This window comes from Nostoc parmelioides FACHB-3921 (assembly GCF_014696625.1).
Classification (GTDB): Bacteria; Cyanobacteriota; Cyanobacteriia; order Cyanobacteriales; family Nostocaceae; genus Trichormus; species Trichormus parmelioides.
On the sequence record NZ_JACJQL010000022.1, the window covers coordinates 25,111 to 43,046 of the forward strand.

The following is a 17,936-nucleotide window of genomic DNA, read 5'->3' on the forward strand; positions in this document are numbered from 1 at the left end:
AGATTGGGACATCAAGCCAAGATAAAACCCTGACAACACAAGACTTTCAAGTCTGTCAACCGTCAACAGCTATACTTTAAATTTGAGCGGAATTTTAATAATGAACTCGGCTCCTTGTCCTAAATTAGATACACAATCAATCTGTCCACCATGTTTCTCAACGATAATCTGATGGCAGATAGATAACCCTAAACCAGTACCTTTACCTACCGGCTTAGTAGTAAAAAATGGATCAAACAATCGCTGTTTTACCTCTTCTGGAATTCCTATCCCGTTGTCAGCAATGCGAATTACTACTTGCTGATCATCGATAATTTTTGTCCGAATGATAATTTGTGGCTTAGTTATCATTCCCGAATATTTGACCATAGATTCTTCCAAGGCATCAATGGCATTGCTGAGAAGATTCATAAATACTTGATTGAGTAAACCAGCATAGCAATCAACTAGAGGCAGGTTCTCATATTCTTTGATAATGTTGATAGGGTGAGTAATGTTTGGGTTTTTGAGCCGACTTTGTAAAATTAGCAGAGTACTATCAATCCCTTCATGAATATCCACCAATTTTCTCTCAGATTCATCCAGACGGGAGAAATTGCGTAAAGCGCGAACAATTTGTACAATCCGATCGCATCCACTCCGCATAGAAGTTAGCAAATTAGGTAAATCATGGGTAATGAAGCCCAGTTCACTTTCCGCGATCGCAGTTGTAATTTCCTCTACAGGATGGGGATAATTATTTTGGTATAAATTGATGAGGTTGAGTAATTGCTGGGTATAGTCAATAGTGTGGACAAGATTACCAGCAATAAAGTTGATGGGATTATTAACTTCATGAGCAATACCTGCGACTAACTGACCTAAAGCCGCCATTTTCTCATTTTGCAATAGTTGAGTATAGTTATTTTGCAGGTCACGAAATCCTGCCTTAGCTATTCGTGATTGTTTTTTGACGTGTTGTAGTTTTTCTAGGGTGAGAGTATGAATTTGGGAGTTAGCTAAAAGCAACTGATGGAAATCAAGTACCTTATACTTTCCCGATAGACTTTTTACTAAAATTGGTTCATAGACAAGTTTAGGCGATCGCTGCAATGCTTCTTGTGTAGTTTCTGTAACTAACTTATGTGCAGAAAAGATCAAAACTTGTGGTTGGAGAAAATTGTAGAGACTTTCAATCGGGCGCATCGAAAACAAGCCAAAACTGTAAGGGCGACTCATAAACTCAAAAAATCTCTGCCGTGAAATCATCCCTACAAATTGTTGATTATCAGTCAAAATAATTCCTGGCAATAAAGGCTCATGCTCAAAAAGGCTAATCAATTTGTTACCTGGAAGATGAATTTCTACCTCAACATCCCACGCAGGTAATTCTTGTAACGTAGAATCTAATTGCAAGCTCAAGTCATGACCATTTTTCACGCTTTGATTAGCGAGCATAATTGTGTTCCTTTGGCTTCAGGTATTTTTGCTACTTTCCACTCCGAACAATTACAGTCCAGCCAATTACCAAAAAAGCAGTATCCCCATACCTAGTTTTCCCAAAGTACTTTTACAAATTTTCACAATAGCGACGATCCAGCCCGCGCTTTACGAAATCTTTATCTACTTCAGTTGTCAGTTACCCCCCAATCCCTCATCTTCCTCTACTTTGCTTGGGGCTTTTTTGTTGCAGAAGCGATCGCCAGTCTCGGAGACTATTTTCTGTCCATAGCCAATTTTTGCTCAATTCGTCTAGCTGAAAATTGATAGGATCTTTTTCTAAAACTGTTTGCCGCAATTTGAGGGCTTCATTTATATATTGCGCTTGTTTACCAGGAGGGAAATTCCGAGCATTTTTATACATTCCCAATGCTAAACCAGCATAGGCGGTTAAAGCCTCTATTGGCACATCTGCTCTAGGGGTAATTTCGGCAGCATAAGCAACATTTCCTTGTTTAAGTGCTAGATTTAATACTTGAAACCAAGAGTCATTGGCTCGATTGATATTACCCTCGGCATAATAAGCAAATCCTAAAGCATTTGTATATAAAAGTGAGTTTGGGTTAGCTTTCACCGCTATTTCCCAATAACGACGGGCATCATCAATGCTGTATTTTTTATCTCCTGTTTGGATAGATTGCCAAGCTAATCTTCCTTTGAGAAAGTTAACTGATGCCCGTTTTTCTTGGTTGGCAGGAATTAATTGTAATGCTGCTTGGGCGGGTTTTAGTGCGTTGCGATTGAGTAATTCTTCTACAGCTGCTAATCCTGGTTCCAAATCACCTTGATTCAATTTTTCTGTGGCGGTGGCTGTCACCATTCCCGTAGACATTTGTCGTAAATCCGTTGGGGTCTGAGTCTCAACTGGTAAAGATTGGGTGGGGATGGGGGGTATGTCACGTACCACTTGTGTCTGACGACTTTGCCACCAACTAAAAATGAGTATAGTGGCGATCGCACCGACCCCAATCATCCCCAAAATCTGCCAACGCTGGCGACGGACACGATTTCTCGATGCCAGGAGGCGGAGATTTTCTAATTCTTGGTTCAGGTTTGGAGCAGTATGATTATTTACGGGAGGTACAATTCTGGATAAATCTTCCCTTGGTGCAGTTGTAATCGGCCGTTCTATATGACTATCTGGCAAAGGTTGTCTAACTTCTGGAGGTAAATCAGGTTCCTCATCTCCCATACTCTGCTGGTCTAGTTGGCGAAATATATCAGAAACAAAAGCCGAATCTTCGGCATAACTTGGGTCGTCATACTCAATCTCATCCACGAGATCGCCCCAAGTTTCTTCCCCTAACCAGTCCACTCCTGAAGAGTCATGCACTAAACCAGAGGGCATCATATCCTCAATTGGTAAAGACATTTCCCCATCATCCAGCACACCAGAGTAAGTAGATGCGGTATTGGCTGCTAAAGATGAACTATATTCATCCAGTGAACCAACACTTGTAGCCGCAGAGAGTTTGGGGCTAAGGAAACCGTCAAATTCCGGTTGGAGATATAAAATTGGTAATGCCCAGTAAAGCTGGTGTGAACCATAGGCGGAAATTAATCCTTGACGTACCCGACTCACACATAAATCTACAGGATATCCTTGACTCAAGTTTCGATAAAACAATTGTGTGAGAGTCAGCGCCACTTCATCAGGAATACGTTCCGACATAGCCAAAACGCTTTGAATACCCCGTTTAACTAGGCTATCTGTAAGGTTGCGTTCTCCTGTGTCGCCACTATTATCAAAGCTAGCGGTGTAGGTACCCCAACAGGAGTTAAACACCGCCATTTGGATATTATTGTTAACCAACAAACCCGCTAAATCGTCGCCACATAGAGTTTCTGTCAAGCCAGTCCGGCTGCTGACCAAATAAATTTCCCCACCATTCGGCCCTAAATTGCTGTGACCAGAGTAGTGTAAAACATGATATCTGCCTTGTTCTAAAGCCTGGGTTACTTCTTCTCTCCCTGGCTGGTTGAGGAGGGTGAGATCAATTTCTGGGAGATAATTACCACCTTCGATTGATCTGGGTAACTGACGATGTAGTTCTGCTTGCAGTCGAATAGATTCTTGTTTCAGCAGATCCAAACTCGCTTGGTCTGTGGGTGATGAGAGAATCATTAAAACTCTCACAACCCCATCTTCCGGGATCTTGAGTCTGCTGGCTGAAGGTAAACGGGAAGTCGGGGAAATACCGCTTTGGTAGCGAGAGAAAGCAATATAAGGGCCTGTTGCTAGGGGGCGATCGCCTGCGTGCATCACTTCCCACGGCAGACGTGCTAACCTAGTATCCTTGAGACCCAACCGTAAACGTAGTACTTGTTGGTGGTTTTGAGCAATACCTTGGGCTGTAATCAAGCTATCTCTGAGAGTACCTTGAAACAGTGCATTATATAATTGTTGACCTAATGCTACTAAATTAACAGAATTGCGAGCGATCGTACTTTCCCGCCCCATAGAAAGAAACGCATCTCCCTGTAAAACTGATTTCAATGGGTCATTCATCAAATGCCCAGCCGCCGCCAACCAATCAGCTACAGGCCATGTCACCAGTTCTTCTGCCAAAGGTACCCCAGGCGCGACTTCTTCCGTCCGCACCAAGTAGTCATTCTGCCCTACTGGGGTTACAGAAATGTGAAATTCCTGGGACACAACTTCTCCTATCTGCCTCCTAAATCTAGTTTGAAACACCAAAGTTTCAATTCGATTTCCCTCTTTTCCTGTAAATCTAGATGTAGCAAGCCATTGAATGTTTCTCCACTCAAAGGTTTTGCTGATTCTACATCTACAACTTTATCCGGATTGGTTAGCATCTGCCCAGAACAGTTTAACGGTAGATGCACCTTGATCTTTAACTCCCCTAGTTGGTTGATAGCCACTGGGGGTTTTTTCTATAACTAGCATATACTTAGATTATTCTACTGTCTTGGGCAGGGAAAATTTACCAATTCTCTAAGACAGACCTGAACTAATAACTATTTTGTCTAACTTTTAAAAAAGTTTCATCATTAATTTCCTAGTTGACAAATATAGACTAGGGATTTTTTATGTTTACCAAGCAACAATCATAATTATGCGAATTCATCCGGAATTGGCCGAATATGGGTAGAACAAATAATTGGTAGATGCACCCTGATAACTAACTCCCCTAGCTGGCTAACACCGACTGGGGGCTTTTTTTATGTTTACCAAGCAACAATCATAATTATGCGAATTCATCCGGAATTGGCTGAATATGGTTAGAACAATTAATTGGTAGATGCACCCTGATAACTAACTCCCCTAGCTGGCTAACGCCGACTGGGGGCTTTTTTTATGTTTACCAAGCAACAATCATAATTATGCGAATTCATCCGGAATTGGCTGAATATGGGTAGAACAAATAATTGGTAGATGCACCCTGATAACTAACTCCCCTAGCTGGCTAACACCGACTGGGGGCTTTTTTTATGTTTATAAATAGCCTGCATCATTGTACAAATTCATCCGGAATTGGCTGAATGTGGGTAGAACAATTAATTGGTAGATGCACCCTGATAACTAACTCCCCTAGCTGGCTAACACCGACTGGGGGCTTTTTTTATGTTTGCCAAGCAACAACCATGATTATGGGAATTCATCCGGAATTGACTGAATATGGTTAGAACAATTAATTGGTAGATGCACCCTGATAACTAACTCCCCTAGCTGGCTAACACCGACTGGGGGCTTTTTTTATGTTTACCAAGCAACAATCATAATTATGCGAATTCATCCGGAATTGGCTGAATATGGGTAGAACAATTAATTGGTAGATGCACCCTGATAACTAACTCCCCTAGCTGGCTAACACCGACTGGGGGCTTTTTTATGTTTAGCAATCAGTAACTTCATTGATCATAATATCGTTGAAAATATACTAATTGCTGATGCAAAACCCATTATTTTGATGAACGTACCCTAATAAATAACTCTCCCCAGTGGCTGCCACTTTTAAGGGCTTTTTTTTGGTAAAAAAGCAACTTCATTTGTGACAATTTCATCCGGAACATCCTGTTGAATCGTAGAACAACTAATTGGTAGATGCACCCTGATAACTAACTCCCCTAGCTGGCTGCCACCACTAGGGGTTTTTTATTGGAAATGAACTACAGCAAACCTTTGATGCAATTTATCCGGAAGACTGTACTTCAAAATAGAACAATTAATTGGTAGATGCACCTCAATAACTAACTCCCTAGTTTGGTTAACACTAACTGGTGATTGGTAGATGCACCTTGATAACTAACTCCCCTGCATTACTTAATAGTAGGTAGGAGATTTTTTTATCAACTTTTAGCTTGCTTGCCCTATGGATTGGTAGTTGCTTGAGGGCTACAGTTTAGCTCAAGATTGGAGTTATATTCTAGCGCGGATGGAGTAATATTGCGATGAATGTCACCATCTTTTGACCAGAATTTCTTGAGTCTTAGGAATTATAACTTACTTTTGTTATTTTTAAATTAAATAAGTAATCCAAAAAAATGCTACCCTTTCGATTACCTATTTTGTGACTGCGATCGCTCTAGAATTTGATAGAAAATACCCTATTTGAGTGATGCGTTGGTATACTCTACCATCAATCCAGTTGATTTCTATATGTTAGTTCACAAGTAGTTATGATTTTTGTGCAGAGAGAGCATATCTAGGCGCTCATGTCTAGATTCTCTCAAAATTTTAATTTTTCTCTAGAAATTTTACTTTTACACCTGTCATAGTTTAATGTCTGTAGCCTAAGCGCTATGCTGAATAATATTGGCTACATCAACAAGAGACACAGAGCTACATGAGTTTAGCTGTCATTAAGTTTTCCTCCGAAGAGTGCGGCATCTGCCACAAAATGGCTTTCTATGACCAAAAAGTGGCTGAAGAACTGGGCTTGCAATTTATTGATGTCAAAATGCAAGATACGGCGGCTTATCGCAAGTATCGCAAGATTTTGCTAACTCAGTATCCCGATAAATACGAAATGGGATGGCCTACTTATATTATCTGCGAGTCTCCTGAAGGAGAATTCAACATCAAAGGTGAAGTTAAAGGAGGTCATCCCAAAGGTGAATTTAGAACTCGCTTACAGCAGGTTCTTGATTCTAGTAGTAGTTAGGGGTGTAGAGGATATGAGAGGGATGAGGGAGATAATTCACTCAGCACTCATGACTCATCACTTAGAACTTCAAAAGATTTTACCTCTAGGACAGGGCCAATCATGGCGATAGTCATGACATCTTCGCGTACTTGTCCTTTTACCTTGGCTTTTTGTCCAGCCTTGAGTAATTCTTTGTCCGCGCCTCTGAGAATTTCGTAAGTAACGCCGTTATCTGAGACTAACGCCCATGCGCCAGTACCAAGATTACGGCGTTCGATTTTGCCTGTGACTGTGATACTCATAAAAGTTGGGGAGTTGGGAATAGGGGAAATGAGGAGGGCAAGAAGAGATAATACTTGTCTGCTTTCTTACCCCACTCCCTTCTACGCTGTTTTCTCTTCGTTTTTCAATGCTAAACGAGCGAGTGCATAACATAGTAAGGCGTTGATAATTAGGAATATGCGGGCTAAGTTCACATCATTTAGTCCCCAAACTGCTGGGTCTAAAACTGCACTAACCGTTAAACAAGCCGCTACACCTAAAGTTGAACCGATGGCAAACCATTTCCAACTGGGATGACCTAATAGTAAAGCTATTAACACAATTGGAATCAACACACTGGCAAACACGGGGTTTAAAGCGTCGCTTCCCTGTAAGGTGTTGCCTAATTCGGGAATGGAACTACCCAAAACTCGGAATGGCCACTGGGGTAGGTCAAAGATATAGATTCCTTTGAGGAAGAATAGACCAGAACTACCAAAAATCAAGCCACTGGATAAAGACCAACTCCAAGGGAAGGGTAAGTAAACTCGTAAAAACCAAGCTAATAGGTAGGAACCAACCACCATTAAGATTTTGGGCAATAGTGCTACAGCACCACCATCAAACCAGAAACGGGGGTTGAGATAGCCGTTATCTCGCAACCAACGGAAGAAATCTTGGAAGCTGATTTGTCCTTGGGCTGCTAATTTAACTGCGGCTTCGGCGTTGAGTTGTCCAGCACCGTAGTAGTTTAAGCCATCGTCTTGAATCACTCGCGCCGACTGTTTGAGTACTTCTAAAATTGCGTCTGGTTCTTTTAAGCCACTAGCTTTAATTAAAGCAGCGACACCAGCAACGTGGGGTGCAGCCATGCTTGTTCCTTGGAGTCCCAGGAACACGCCTTCGCCTTGTTCGTTGATAGTTTCTTGCAGAATTGCACCTGCGTCACTCCCACCAGGGGCAGAAATATCAACGCCAGCACCAAAGTTAGAATAGGGGGCTTTTTCGCCGTCGGGGCCAAAGGCGGAAACACCAATCACATGGGGATAACGGGCGGGGTAGGAGGCGGAACTATCATTTTCATTACCCGCAGCCGCAATAATGACTACGCCTTTGTTATGGGCATAGTTGATAGCATCTTTGAGTAATTGGCTTTCACCACCGCCACCCAAGCTCATATTAATCACATCTGCGCCTTTGTCAACAGCAAATTTAATGGCTTCGGCAATATCAGCAACGGTTCCGCCACCGTAAGCACTCAGGACTTTTAAGGGCATGAGGCTTGCTTCGTAAGCAACTCCAGCTACCCCATATTTATTGTTGGTAGCTTGGGCGACTGTACCGGCGACGTGAGTACCGTGTCCGTTGTCATCTGTGGCTTCTACTCTGTCGTTGACGAAATCGTAGCCTTGAACAAATTTGGTTTCTTGTAAGTCACGCACCTGGGTAACACCAGTGTCGATGACTGCTACAGTTACGCCGCTACCTTTGGTTTGAGTCCAAGCACCTTCTACACCAATTTTGTGGAGGTTCCACTGTTTGCTGTAATATTCGTCGTTGGGGCCAATTAAGGAGGGGTTAAACTCCTGGCTTTGTTCGTTTCCTAAAATTTGTCCCAACCAAACTGGTTTGGCTGGTGGAGTCAGCTTATAGATATAATTCGGCTCGATAATTTCTGTGGCTTTAGCAAAGGACGATTTTTGCAACGCGTTGAGTCGCTGGCGATCGCCTTTGATAATATAAACATGATCTTGTTCTGAGAATTTATTATCTAATTGGGGTGTAACGTTGTATTGTTGAGCGATCGCTTGTAAATCCTGTTTGATCACCTCGGCTGGAATATCTTCTCGAAAATCTAACAAAATTGTCTCGAATTCACCTTTAGCTGCTAGTCCCTGAAAACTCAGGAAACCGAATACAGCAGATACCAGCCCGATGACAAACAAGCACAATAATATAAGTCTTCTCATATCAACTCATCACGCTTTTTGCCAGTTATTGCTCACTACGATAACCTATCTGCGTCCCTGATTGGTGTACTTTGTAATCTACTTAAATGTTTTTAGTTAAATCTCGCACATAGGATTATTTAAACAATGGAACGTGGTCTTTTCTGGTTGCCACTGTTAATTATCTTTTTCTGGTTAGCTTGGCAAGGTTCAAAGGAATATCAAAAAGTCGAAGCCTATCGTATTTGGGCAGAGCAATTTGATCGGGCTAAGTATGATATCTATGCCGTATTGGGTCAAAAAGATAACGATATTACCTGGGGTAAACCTACAGCCAAGGGTTTAATTCAACTGCAAACTTTTTCTCTACTTGATGTACAAGATATTCAACTTGTGGTAAATAATGAAGTTGTAAATTTAGACGCACCACCAGAAAAGGGTCGTTCTATCGAACTCAAGTTTAATTTTACTGAATCTGCTAGTTCGGTGTTAGTTCCATTTACCGAAATTCCTTTAGCCACAGAATGGGGTAAGTTTTTGCGGGGGGTATTACAGAAATTACCTGGGGAACAAAATTAATCATTATATAGTCGTTGATTTAATATGAAAAATATAAGTTTTGATACTTGTATTTTTCTAGTTTAATTTATCAGTAACTACAGAGCATAATTCAGAAAAATCATCAGGCGATCGCGTAGTTAATATTAAAGCTCATTAACAGCAATAATATATAATTGCAGGGTAATAATTTATGCGAGCCAATATTCTGGGTTTTGGTGTTATTTTCTTTCTGAGTGGTTGTGCTACTAATATTGACAGTAACTCTCAAGCAGCAAATAATATTAACGCTAAAATAGAAAAATGTCCCCAGGCGCAAGTAGTTTCTTTACCTGCACCCAACAAAGATGAAGGCTTCTACGATAGGTTTGATTTTCACATCCGCAATATTTTAGCTGATGGTGATACAGTTAAGTTTCAGACTTTAAAACAGGATTTTGTTTTCTGTCGCGGTAATAATAATTGGACAGTGCAATCTGGGACTTTAACCAAGGAACTACAACCAGAAAATAATTACGCCACCTTTGCACAAGAATTGGTAAATCCAAAGTTTAAAAATATTAACTTTCAAGGTAAAAATTATCAGTATAGAGTTGTTAGACAGCCGCAGTTCACCTTGGGAGAAAACAACAATATTTCACGAACGGATGTAACAGACCCGGCAAAAGACGCGGTTGTATTTGAGTTAATTAACCCCAACGAAAAAAATACCCAAAGACAAACCTTATATACACTAAAAGATTTACAAGAAATAGCAGTCAAAGCGGGGTATTCTGCCACAGGAAATCAATTAGGCTTCCCCCGAATTACATCTGCTAGTGTTTACAATGACCGTATTTGGTGGTCAGTGGCTTTTGAACAAGGCGAAGGCAATAACGGCATTGCTACTATCGTCAGTTATGACCCAAAAACCGATAAATTTAACCTCATTCAACCAGAATCACTCTGGTCTACTCAAATTACTGACTTAGCCATCACTGGCGACGCTAATAATCCTACATTTTGGATGGGTACTAATATTAGTGGTGAAGGAAATCTCTACATTCCATCTCAAGGACTGGTAGCTTATCGCCCAGATTCTCAAAATCCCAATACAGGTTCTTTAACTGCTTACACTGTCAATAACAGCCCGATTGTTGGGGCAATTCCTGACAAACTCAGATTAGAAAATGACAAACTTTGGGTTAGTACTGCCAACGGTATTTGTCAAGTCAAGTGGGAAACTGCTGATAATCCTGAAAGTTGGTCTTGTTGGCGATTTGCTGCAATGGCTAAACTACCCCAGAAACTACCAATTTACAGCGCCTTGACCAATAAAACACCAGCCGCATCTTTATCTGGCGGGGATGATATAGAGGTTTTATGGTGGAGTCCCGTCAACTATCAGACTCAAAAGGGACGTTATGAAGTGAGATATTCCCCAGGCTTCACGGTGGAGTTAGAAGAAGGCGCGAGTACTTATCAGTTTCCGCGTTCTCTACCAGCAGGAAAACCATCCGTTGATTGGCCTGGTTTTGAGTGGAATTGGAACGGAGAACGTTTTGTACGCGGCTTTGATGAAGTTTCGCTGAATTTATCTGGTGGTGGCCCAAGGGGTATTGGTTTTGGTCAACTGCAACCGGAGGTTCCTATCAATTGGAATACCATGCGCGGTGATTTAGAATTACTCGATTTGTCTGCAAAATCTACCAAGGTAAAATATTACTCTGGTTGGGTAGATGATACTGCACTCAAGCCTTATCTTACGGTTATACCCCAAACTAGACCCCAAAACCCTCAACCAAACCCTTTGGCAAAAGGGGTGTAGGGGTATGGGGGTATAGGGGTAAAACTAGAGTCTAAATTCTTCACTTACACCCTTACACCCCTAAACCCTTATACCCTTTACTTTATGAATGCTGAAACAATATCCAGGGTTCCTGTTGCATTGACCATTGCCGGTTCCGATAGTGGCGGCGGTGCAGGAATTCAAGCTGATTTACGCACTTTTGCCTTTCATTGTGTTCACGGTACTAGTGCTATCACCTGCGTCACGGCACAAAATACCCTGGGAGTAGCCAGAGTTGATGCTATGGCACCGGAGGCAGTTGCAGCCCAAATACAAGCCGTTGTGGAGGATATTGGTGTACAGGCGGCGAAAACGGGAATGTTACTTAATCAAGCAATTATCGCTACCGTTGCCCAGCAAGTTGAGGCTTTAGAAATAAATAACTTAGTAGTTGACCCGGTAATGGTTTCACGGACTGGGGCGCAATTAATTGATGATGATGCTATCAAGACTCTGCTCCAGCAACTAATCCCTCTGGCGGCGATAATTACACCCAATAGGTATGAAGCCCAAATTTTAAGCGGTTTACCGATAAATACCCTAGATGATATGAGGGCAGCAGCTCAAGTCATTCACCGCAATTTAAAAGCAAAGGCTGTGTTAGTAAAGGGTGGAGGGATGCAGGGAAATGCCCGTGGTGTAGATATTTGGTTTGATGGACAACATCTAGAAACCCTGACAACAAAGCGGGTAGATACCAAAAATACTCACGGTACTGGTTGTACTTTATCAGCTGCGATCGCCTCCAATCTAGCCAAAGGTCAAAATCTATACCAAGCTGTAACCCAGGCAAAGGAATATGTCACTACTGCACTCACTTACTCCCTCAATATTGGTCAAGGACAAGGCCCAGTAGGACATTTCTTTCCGTTGTTACAAAATGATGGGTATAGGGGTGTAGGGGTATAGGGAAGGGAGGAAGTCAAAAGGCAAAAGTCAAAAGTCAAAAGAAAAAATCTTTTACCTTTTTACTTTTTACTTTTTTTGTCCCCAGTCATCTCACAAAGGGCTAATAGAGAGGGTTTTCACTCTTTGAGTACCTTGAGGTGGTGAAAATCGGAAAGTATTGGCATTGATAGTAGGATTTACTGTTTTACTTAAGATTTTTTCGGTTAAGAGAATATCTAAATCTTCTGATTTGCCAGCTAATTGTACTTGCTGGAGAATAGCTGTTTCAGGATTGACGAAGGCGCTTAACGTAAATCCGTCTTTTGGGTCTTTGTAGTCATACACATAAGCTGTTTGACCATCAAAATTACGTGTTTCTCCCTTGAGTTCGCCATTACTAACCAAGCCAAGGTATGTCAAAACATTTTTGTCTGATAAGTTACCATCAACAACAACTTTTCTGTCTTCCTCTGGGAAATCTAGAAAAACAAAAGAGGAGATACCAATTAAAACCCAGTCGCTGGAGTCTTTAAAATCTTGATAGGAAGTAACAGAGTATTGTCGCAAATCGGAGCGGTAAATCCACACTTGTTTACCGTCAGAAATAACTAAATTTCCCGTTTTGGCAGCTTCTCCTGGCTTTGTATAAGCGACTTCAGCCCGAAACTTTTTCCCTGACTGGGTAATCATTTTGCTTTGCAGGTAAATTGTCGTCTCAGTACCTTTACTACCCACTTTAAATTCTATCTGGGAATCAGTTTGATGGCGATCGCTTTGTAAGAGATTGGTAACACTTTTCGCTAGTAAAGATAAATCTAACGGTTCTGTAGCTTGACTGATGCTGGTAACATAATTGAGAGGCTGCTGGGGTAGACGTAATTGAACAGCATTTGCTGCTTCCCCGAACATAGCCAGACCAGTAAAAAAGGCGATCGCTTTTAAAGTAAATTTCATGAGTATTCCTCATTTGACTGTAATCGATTTTACTCGCTGCCAAAATTATCTCCAGTTAAAAAATTGACTACTAACTATTGGCTATTGACTATTGGCCAAAAAATAATTCAAAATCCAAAGTTCGTGCATTGGGCATAGACTTACCCAATCTTTGGAAATCTTCATTTAATCTCAGCCAATAAGTCGCCTCAGCGCCTATGCTAGCGATGGGGTTGAAGCATTCGATTGTGTGCGATCAACGGTAAGAAGGAGACGAATAGATCAATGAGTAATATTGTCGATACAGCCATTGAGGCAATTGTCGCCCGCGAAATTCTCGACTCACGCGGTAGACCAACAATAGAAGCGGAAGTACATTTATTAAGCGGTGCTGTCGGCTTGGCACAAGTTCCTAGCGGCGCTTCCACAGGCACATTTGAAGCCCATGAACTCAGGGACAAAGATAAAAGCCGTTACGGCGGTAAAGGGGTACTCAAGGCTGTACACAACGTGAATGAAGTACTAGCCCCAAAATTAATTGATTTGGATGCTATTAACCAAGAACTCATCGACCGCACAATGATTGCCCTTGATGGTTCTGGTAACAAATCAAATTTGGGTGCAAATGCGATTTTAGCCGTTTCTTTGGCAGCTGCTAGAGCCGGGGCAGCATCTTTGGGGATTTCCCTATATCGTTACTTAGGCGGCCCTTTGGCGAATTTGTTGCCTGTGCCTTTGATGAACGTGATTAACGGCGGGGCGCACGCTGCTAATAACGTGGATTTCCAAGAGTTTATGATCGTTCCTGTGGGTGCAACTTCTTTCCGGGAAGCCCTGCGTTGGGGTGCTGAGGTATTTGCTACCCTCAGTGAAGTGCTGCATGATAAGGGCTTGCTGACAGGTGTAGGCGATGAAGGTGGTTTTGCACCTAACTTGGAATCCAATCAGGTAGCCTTGGAATTGCTAGTTGCAGCCATTGAAAAAGCAGGATACAAGCCAGGGGAACAAGTAGCCCTAGCGTTAGATGTGGCGGCTAGTGAATTTTATAAGGAAGGGCAGTATGTCTATGATGGTAGACCCCATGCACCAACCGAGTTTATCGATTACTTAGGGCAGTTGGTTGATCAATACCCAATTGTGTCCATTGAAGATGGCTTACACGAAGAAGATTGGCAAAATTGGCAATTACTCACCCAAAAAGTCGGTTCACGGGTGCAGTTAGTGGGCGATGACTTGTTTGTAACAAACGCTACCCGCTTACAAAAAGGCATCCAAGAAAAAGCAGGTAACGCCATTTTGATTAAACTCAATCAAATTGGTTCCTTGACTGAAACCCTAGAAACCATCGACTTAGGAACTCGTAACGGTTTCCGTTCAGTCATTAGCCATCGTTCTGGTGAAACAGAAGACACCACCATTGCTGATTTAGCCGTTGCTACCCGTGCAGGTCAAATCAAAACTGGTTCCCTCTGTCGTAGTGAACGGGTAGCCAAATACAACCGCTTGCTACGTATTGAAGATGAATTAGGCGATCGCGCTGTTTATGCTGGGGCTGTGGGTTTAGGGCCGAAATAGGGACTGGGGATTAGGGACAAAAAAAGTAAAAAGTAAAAAGTAAAAAGGTAAAAGATTTTTTCTTTTTACTTTTGCCTTTTGCCTTGAACTGGGGACAAATTCAATCCTCTTTCATTACCCAATACCCAATCACGGATAAAACCCCATCTTCGGTAAACCCAATGTCTCATCCCAACCCATCATGATGTTGAGACACTGAATTGCTTGACCCGCTTGGCCTTTGATTAGGTTGTCAATGGCTGACATGACAATTACCCGGCCAGTACGCGGGTCAACTTCTACACCGATATAACAAAGATTGCTGCCCGCAGCCCATTTGGTTTGGGGATAAATACCACTTTCACAGACTTTTATCCAAGGGGAATTACGGTAAAATGCTGTATAAATAGTAGTTAAATCATCTCCGACTAAACCAGGATCGCGGAGGGTAGCGTATACAGTTGCTAAGGTTCCGCGCACTATGGGGATGAGATGTGGCGTAAATTGGACTGTCACTTCGTGTCCTGCTAAATCACTACAAATTTGCTCGATTTCTGGTGTGTGACGGTGACGAACGACACTATAAGGGGCAAGAGAATTATCTGCTTCTGCTAGTAATAAATAAGTTTTGGCCTCCCTCCCGCCGCCAGATGTGCCAGATTTAGCGTCAACAATAGCGGTTTCCGGGACGATTAACCCTTGTTTTAACAGTGGCGATAATGCTAAGAGGCTAGCGGTGGGGTAGGAACCGGGACAACCGACTAATTGGGCTTCAGAGATGCGATCGCGGTACAGTTCAGGTAAACCATACACGGCGGTGTCGGCTGTCGTGCGATCGCTCCTCTCCACACCATACCAAGTGGTGTAAGTTGTCAAGTTCCGGAATCGATAGTCTGCACTCAAATCCAGTACTTTACAGCCTTTTTCCAACAATGTTGGCACAAATCGACAAGCCAAACCATTTGGCATCGAGAGAAATACTACTTCGCAGCGACGCGCAATAACTTCTGGGTCTACTTCTTCAATTGATAATTTAACTGCATGAGCTAAATGGGGGTAGAGAGATGCGAAAGATTTACCTACACTACTCTCACCACCTAAATAAACTAGTTCGACTTCTGGATGATCCATCAGTAATCGGACTAACTGCACCCCACCATAGCCTGACGCGCCAACAATCCCAACGGGTACGCGCCCAAAATTGCCCATCTTATCAAGTCCTTATCCGCTTTTGGTGAATCTGTGATTAGCTATTAACTATAGAACTTATGGTGAGCAATGAGTTATGTATACTGAGTTCCTTTAGGGATGGCTAGAGTTGAGTAGTGTGCAGAATTTTGGCTCAAAACCCGAAATTAATCACTTGTAGTATTTAGTGTTACAACAGGAACTCAGCACTCAGGGACTCTAGTAAGTACGGTTTGCTCACAGTTGACAGTTGACAGTTAACCGTCAACTGTTAACAGCCAACACGAAAGGGAATTTTAGCGACAGACATTTCTCCTTGTTATCAAAACATTGCTAGTCTATATCTCCGCCGTATAAACGAGCTACAATTTAGAATAAGAAATTGTAAAGAAAATTTACTATCACTGGCTCAAAATCCTCTGTGTCACAACCTAAAAATACACAGCAGTCCTCCGCTAATCCCCTAAACGGGGAGAACCCTGGCACGGGTGTTGTTCCTCAAATATTTGCCTCTTCAACCGAAAAGTTTATGTTTGATTCTATTGATGCTGCCTTATCAGATTTAAAAGCCGGTCGTGCCATTGTAGTGGTAGATGATGAAAACCGAGAAAATGAAGGCGATTTGATTTGTGCTGCTCAATTTGCCACACCTGACATGATTAATTTTATGGCGGTGGAAGCAAGAGGATTGATTTGTTTAGCAATGACAGGCGATCGCCTCGATGAACTCGATCTACCATTAATGGTGACAAATATCACCGATCCCAACCAAACAGCTTTTACTGTCAGTATTGATGCTAGCCCCCATTTAGGAGTATCTACTGGTATCTCAGCCGAAGACAGGGCGCGGACAATTCAAATCACGCTCAATCCGGCCACAAAACCTTCAGATTTGCGTCGCCCTGGTCATATTTTTCCTTTACGAGCTAAAGCTGGCGGAGTACTCAAACGCGCTGGACATACAGAGGCGGCTGTTGATTTGTCTCGCTTGGCTGGATTGTATCCGGCTGGGGTGATTTGTGAAATTCAAAACCCCGATGGTTCAATGGCAAGGTTACAGCAATTAATTGACTATGCCAAAAACCACAACCTAAAAATTATTAGTATTGCCGATTTAATTAGTTATCGCCTACAAAACGATCGCCTGGTATATCGTGAAGTAGTCACCAAACTACCCAGTCAATTCGGTCAGTTTGACATCTACGCCTATCGTCACACCCTCGACAATACAGAACACGTTGCTATTGTCAAGGGCAATCCAGAGAATTTTCGAGATGAACCTGTGATGGTGCGGATGCACTCGGAATGCTTAACAGGTGATGCTTTGGGTTCTTTGCGCTGCGATTGCCGGATGCAGTTACAAGCTGCCTTGAAAATGATTGAAACTGCGGGTCAAGGTGTAGTTGTCTACCTACGGCAAGAAGGAAGAGGAATTGGCTTGATTAACAAACTCAAAGCCTACTCCTTACAAGATATGGGATTGGATACGGTAGAAGCAAACGAGCGCTTGGGTTTCCCCGCCGACTTACGTGATTATGGTATGGGAGCGCAAATACTCATGGATTTGGGCGTGAAAAAGATTCGCCTGATTACCAATAATCCCCGGAAAATTGCCGGGGTTAAGGGGTATGGATTGGAAGTAGTCGATCGCCTGCCATTACTAATTGAAGCCAACGATTATAATTCTTACTACTTAGCGACCAAGGCGAAAAAACTCGGTCATATGCTGTTGCAGACTTACTTAGTAACTGTAGCTATTCACTGGCAAGATGACCCACAATTGGTGACAAAACGCTATGAACGTTTAGAAAAACTGCGGCATTTAGTTAGAGGCTATGATTTATTGTTACAGGAAGAAGCTCGACCATTGGCGATCGCTGTTTTCGACAAGCCATCCTTGACAGTACACTTAGGTTTCGACCAAGAACAAGTCGCTAGCTGTGATTGGTATAGCCAAAGCGGTCATCCTTACCTACAAGCAATTTTGCCAATTTTGGATAACCTCGCAACTTTACCTTACGTCCAAAAACTTGAATTTTTGATTTCTTCAGGTAGCGATCCCCTCAGTAATTTGCAAGTCCAATTAGATCGGCAAACGATTGCAGCCGATAAATTGCCTTCCTCTGTGGGTAGTGACTTGGAGACACAAAAAATTTATAGCTTGAGTAAAGAACTGGAAGAATAAATTGG

14 protein-coding genes are annotated in these 17,936 nt (G+C 42.3%); 7 read left to right on the forward strand and 7 right to left on the reverse strand.

Annotated features, from left to right (window positions below; translation table 11 throughout):
* Positions 1-69: 69 nt before the first annotated feature.
* From H6G14_RS15865 to H6G14_RS15875, 3 genes are all read right to left on the reverse strand, one after another.
* Positions 70-1,437, reverse strand: coding sequence for a sensor histidine kinase (locus H6G14_RS15865; RefSeq protein WP_190568320.1), 1,368 nt, complete (start codon positions 1,435-1,437; stop codon positions 70-72).
* 196 nt (positions 1,438-1,633) lie between these two features.
* A complete protein-coding gene (gene hetF, locus H6G14_RS15870) occupies positions 1,634-4,135 on the reverse strand; it encodes a cell division protein HetF (protein ID WP_190568321.1) in 2,502 nt (833 codons plus the stop codon).
* Between the two features lie 8 nt (positions 4,136-4,143).
* Positions 4,144-4,362, reverse strand: a complete 219-nt coding sequence (locus H6G14_RS15875) for a hypothetical protein (protein ID WP_190568322.1) — start codon at positions 4,360-4,362, stop codon at positions 4,144-4,146.
* Between the two features lie 621 nt (positions 4,363-4,983).
* On the opposite strand from H6G14_RS15875, the gene H6G14_RS15880 reads away from it, so the two are divergent.
* Entirely contained in the window at positions 4,984-5,127 is a 144-nt protein-coding gene (locus tag H6G14_RS15880; protein WP_190568323.1) for a hypothetical protein, read from the forward strand.
* A gap of 1,160 nt (positions 5,128-6,287) precedes the next feature.
* Positions 6,288-6,605: a thioredoxin family protein gene (locus H6G14_RS15885; protein ID WP_190568324.1), complete on the forward strand. Its 318-nt coding sequence runs from the start codon at positions 6,288-6,290 to the stop codon at positions 6,603-6,605.
* Between the two features lie 47 nt (positions 6,606-6,652).
* Here the strand turns inward: H6G14_RS15885 and H6G14_RS15890 are convergent, their stop codons facing one another.
* Together H6G14_RS15890 and H6G14_RS15895 are read right to left on the reverse strand one after the other, a co-directional pair.
* Positions 6,653-6,889, reverse strand: coding sequence for a hypothetical protein (locus H6G14_RS15890; RefSeq protein ID WP_190568325.1), 237 nt, complete (start codon positions 6,887-6,889; stop codon positions 6,653-6,655).
* Between the two features lie 81 nt (positions 6,890-6,970).
* Positions 6,971-8,818 (reverse strand): S8 family peptidase, encoded by a 1,848-nt coding sequence (locus H6G14_RS15895; protein WP_190568326.1) that lies wholly within the window; start codon positions 8,816-8,818, stop codon positions 6,971-6,973.
* 126 nt (positions 8,819-8,944) lie between these two features.
* On the opposite strand from H6G14_RS15895, the gene H6G14_RS15900 reads away from it, so the two are divergent.
* The 3 genes from H6G14_RS15900 (at position 8,945) to thiD (ending at position 12,092) form a co-directional block, all read left to right on the forward strand.
* Positions 8,945-9,376: a hypothetical protein gene (locus tag H6G14_RS15900; RefSeq protein WP_190568327.1), complete on the forward strand. Its 432-nt coding sequence runs from the start codon at positions 8,945-8,947 to the stop codon at positions 9,374-9,376.
* Positions 9,377-9,548: 172 nt separating this feature from the next.
* Complete coding sequence (locus tag H6G14_RS15905) at positions 9,549-11,162, forward strand: hypothetical protein (protein ID WP_190568328.1); 1,614 nt, start codon at positions 9,549-9,551, stop codon at positions 11,160-11,162.
* Between the two features lie 84 nt (positions 11,163-11,246).
* A complete protein-coding gene (gene thiD / locus H6G14_RS15910) occupies positions 11,247-12,092 on the forward strand; it encodes a bifunctional hydroxymethylpyrimidine kinase/phosphomethylpyrimidine kinase (RefSeq protein ID WP_190568329.1) in 846 nt (281 codons plus the stop codon).
* 90 nt (positions 12,093-12,182) lie between these two features.
* Here the strand turns inward: thiD and H6G14_RS15915 are convergent, their stop codons facing one another.
* Positions 12,183-13,025, reverse strand: a complete 843-nt coding sequence (locus tag H6G14_RS15915; protein WP_190568330.1) for a LolA family protein — start codon at positions 13,023-13,025, stop codon at positions 12,183-12,185.
* Positions 13,026-13,289: 264 nt separating this feature from the next.
* Between H6G14_RS15915 and eno the strand changes: the two genes are divergently transcribed.
* Entirely contained in the window at positions 13,290-14,579 is a 1,290-nt protein-coding gene (gene eno / locus H6G14_RS15920; RefSeq protein ID WP_190568331.1) for a phosphopyruvate hydratase, read from the forward strand.
* Between the two features lie 129 nt (positions 14,580-14,708).
* Here the strand turns inward: eno and argC are convergent, their stop codons facing one another.
* Positions 14,709-15,767 carry an N-acetyl-gamma-glutamyl-phosphate reductase gene (gene argC, locus H6G14_RS15925; RefSeq protein ID WP_190568332.1) on the reverse strand — a complete coding sequence of 353 codons (1,059 nt, stop codon included), beginning with the start codon at positions 15,765-15,767 and terminating at the stop codon, positions 14,709-14,711.
* Positions 15,768-16,248: 481 nt separating this feature from the next.
* On the opposite strand from argC, the gene ribBA reads away from it, so the two are divergent.
* Positions 16,249-17,931 (forward strand): bifunctional 3,4-dihydroxy-2-butanone-4-phosphate synthase/GTP cyclohydrolase II, encoded by a 1,683-nt coding sequence (gene ribBA / locus H6G14_RS15930; RefSeq protein WP_422394077.1) that lies wholly within the window; start codon positions 16,249-16,251, stop codon positions 17,929-17,931.
* The last annotated feature ends 5 nt before the right edge of the window (positions 17,932-17,936 follow it).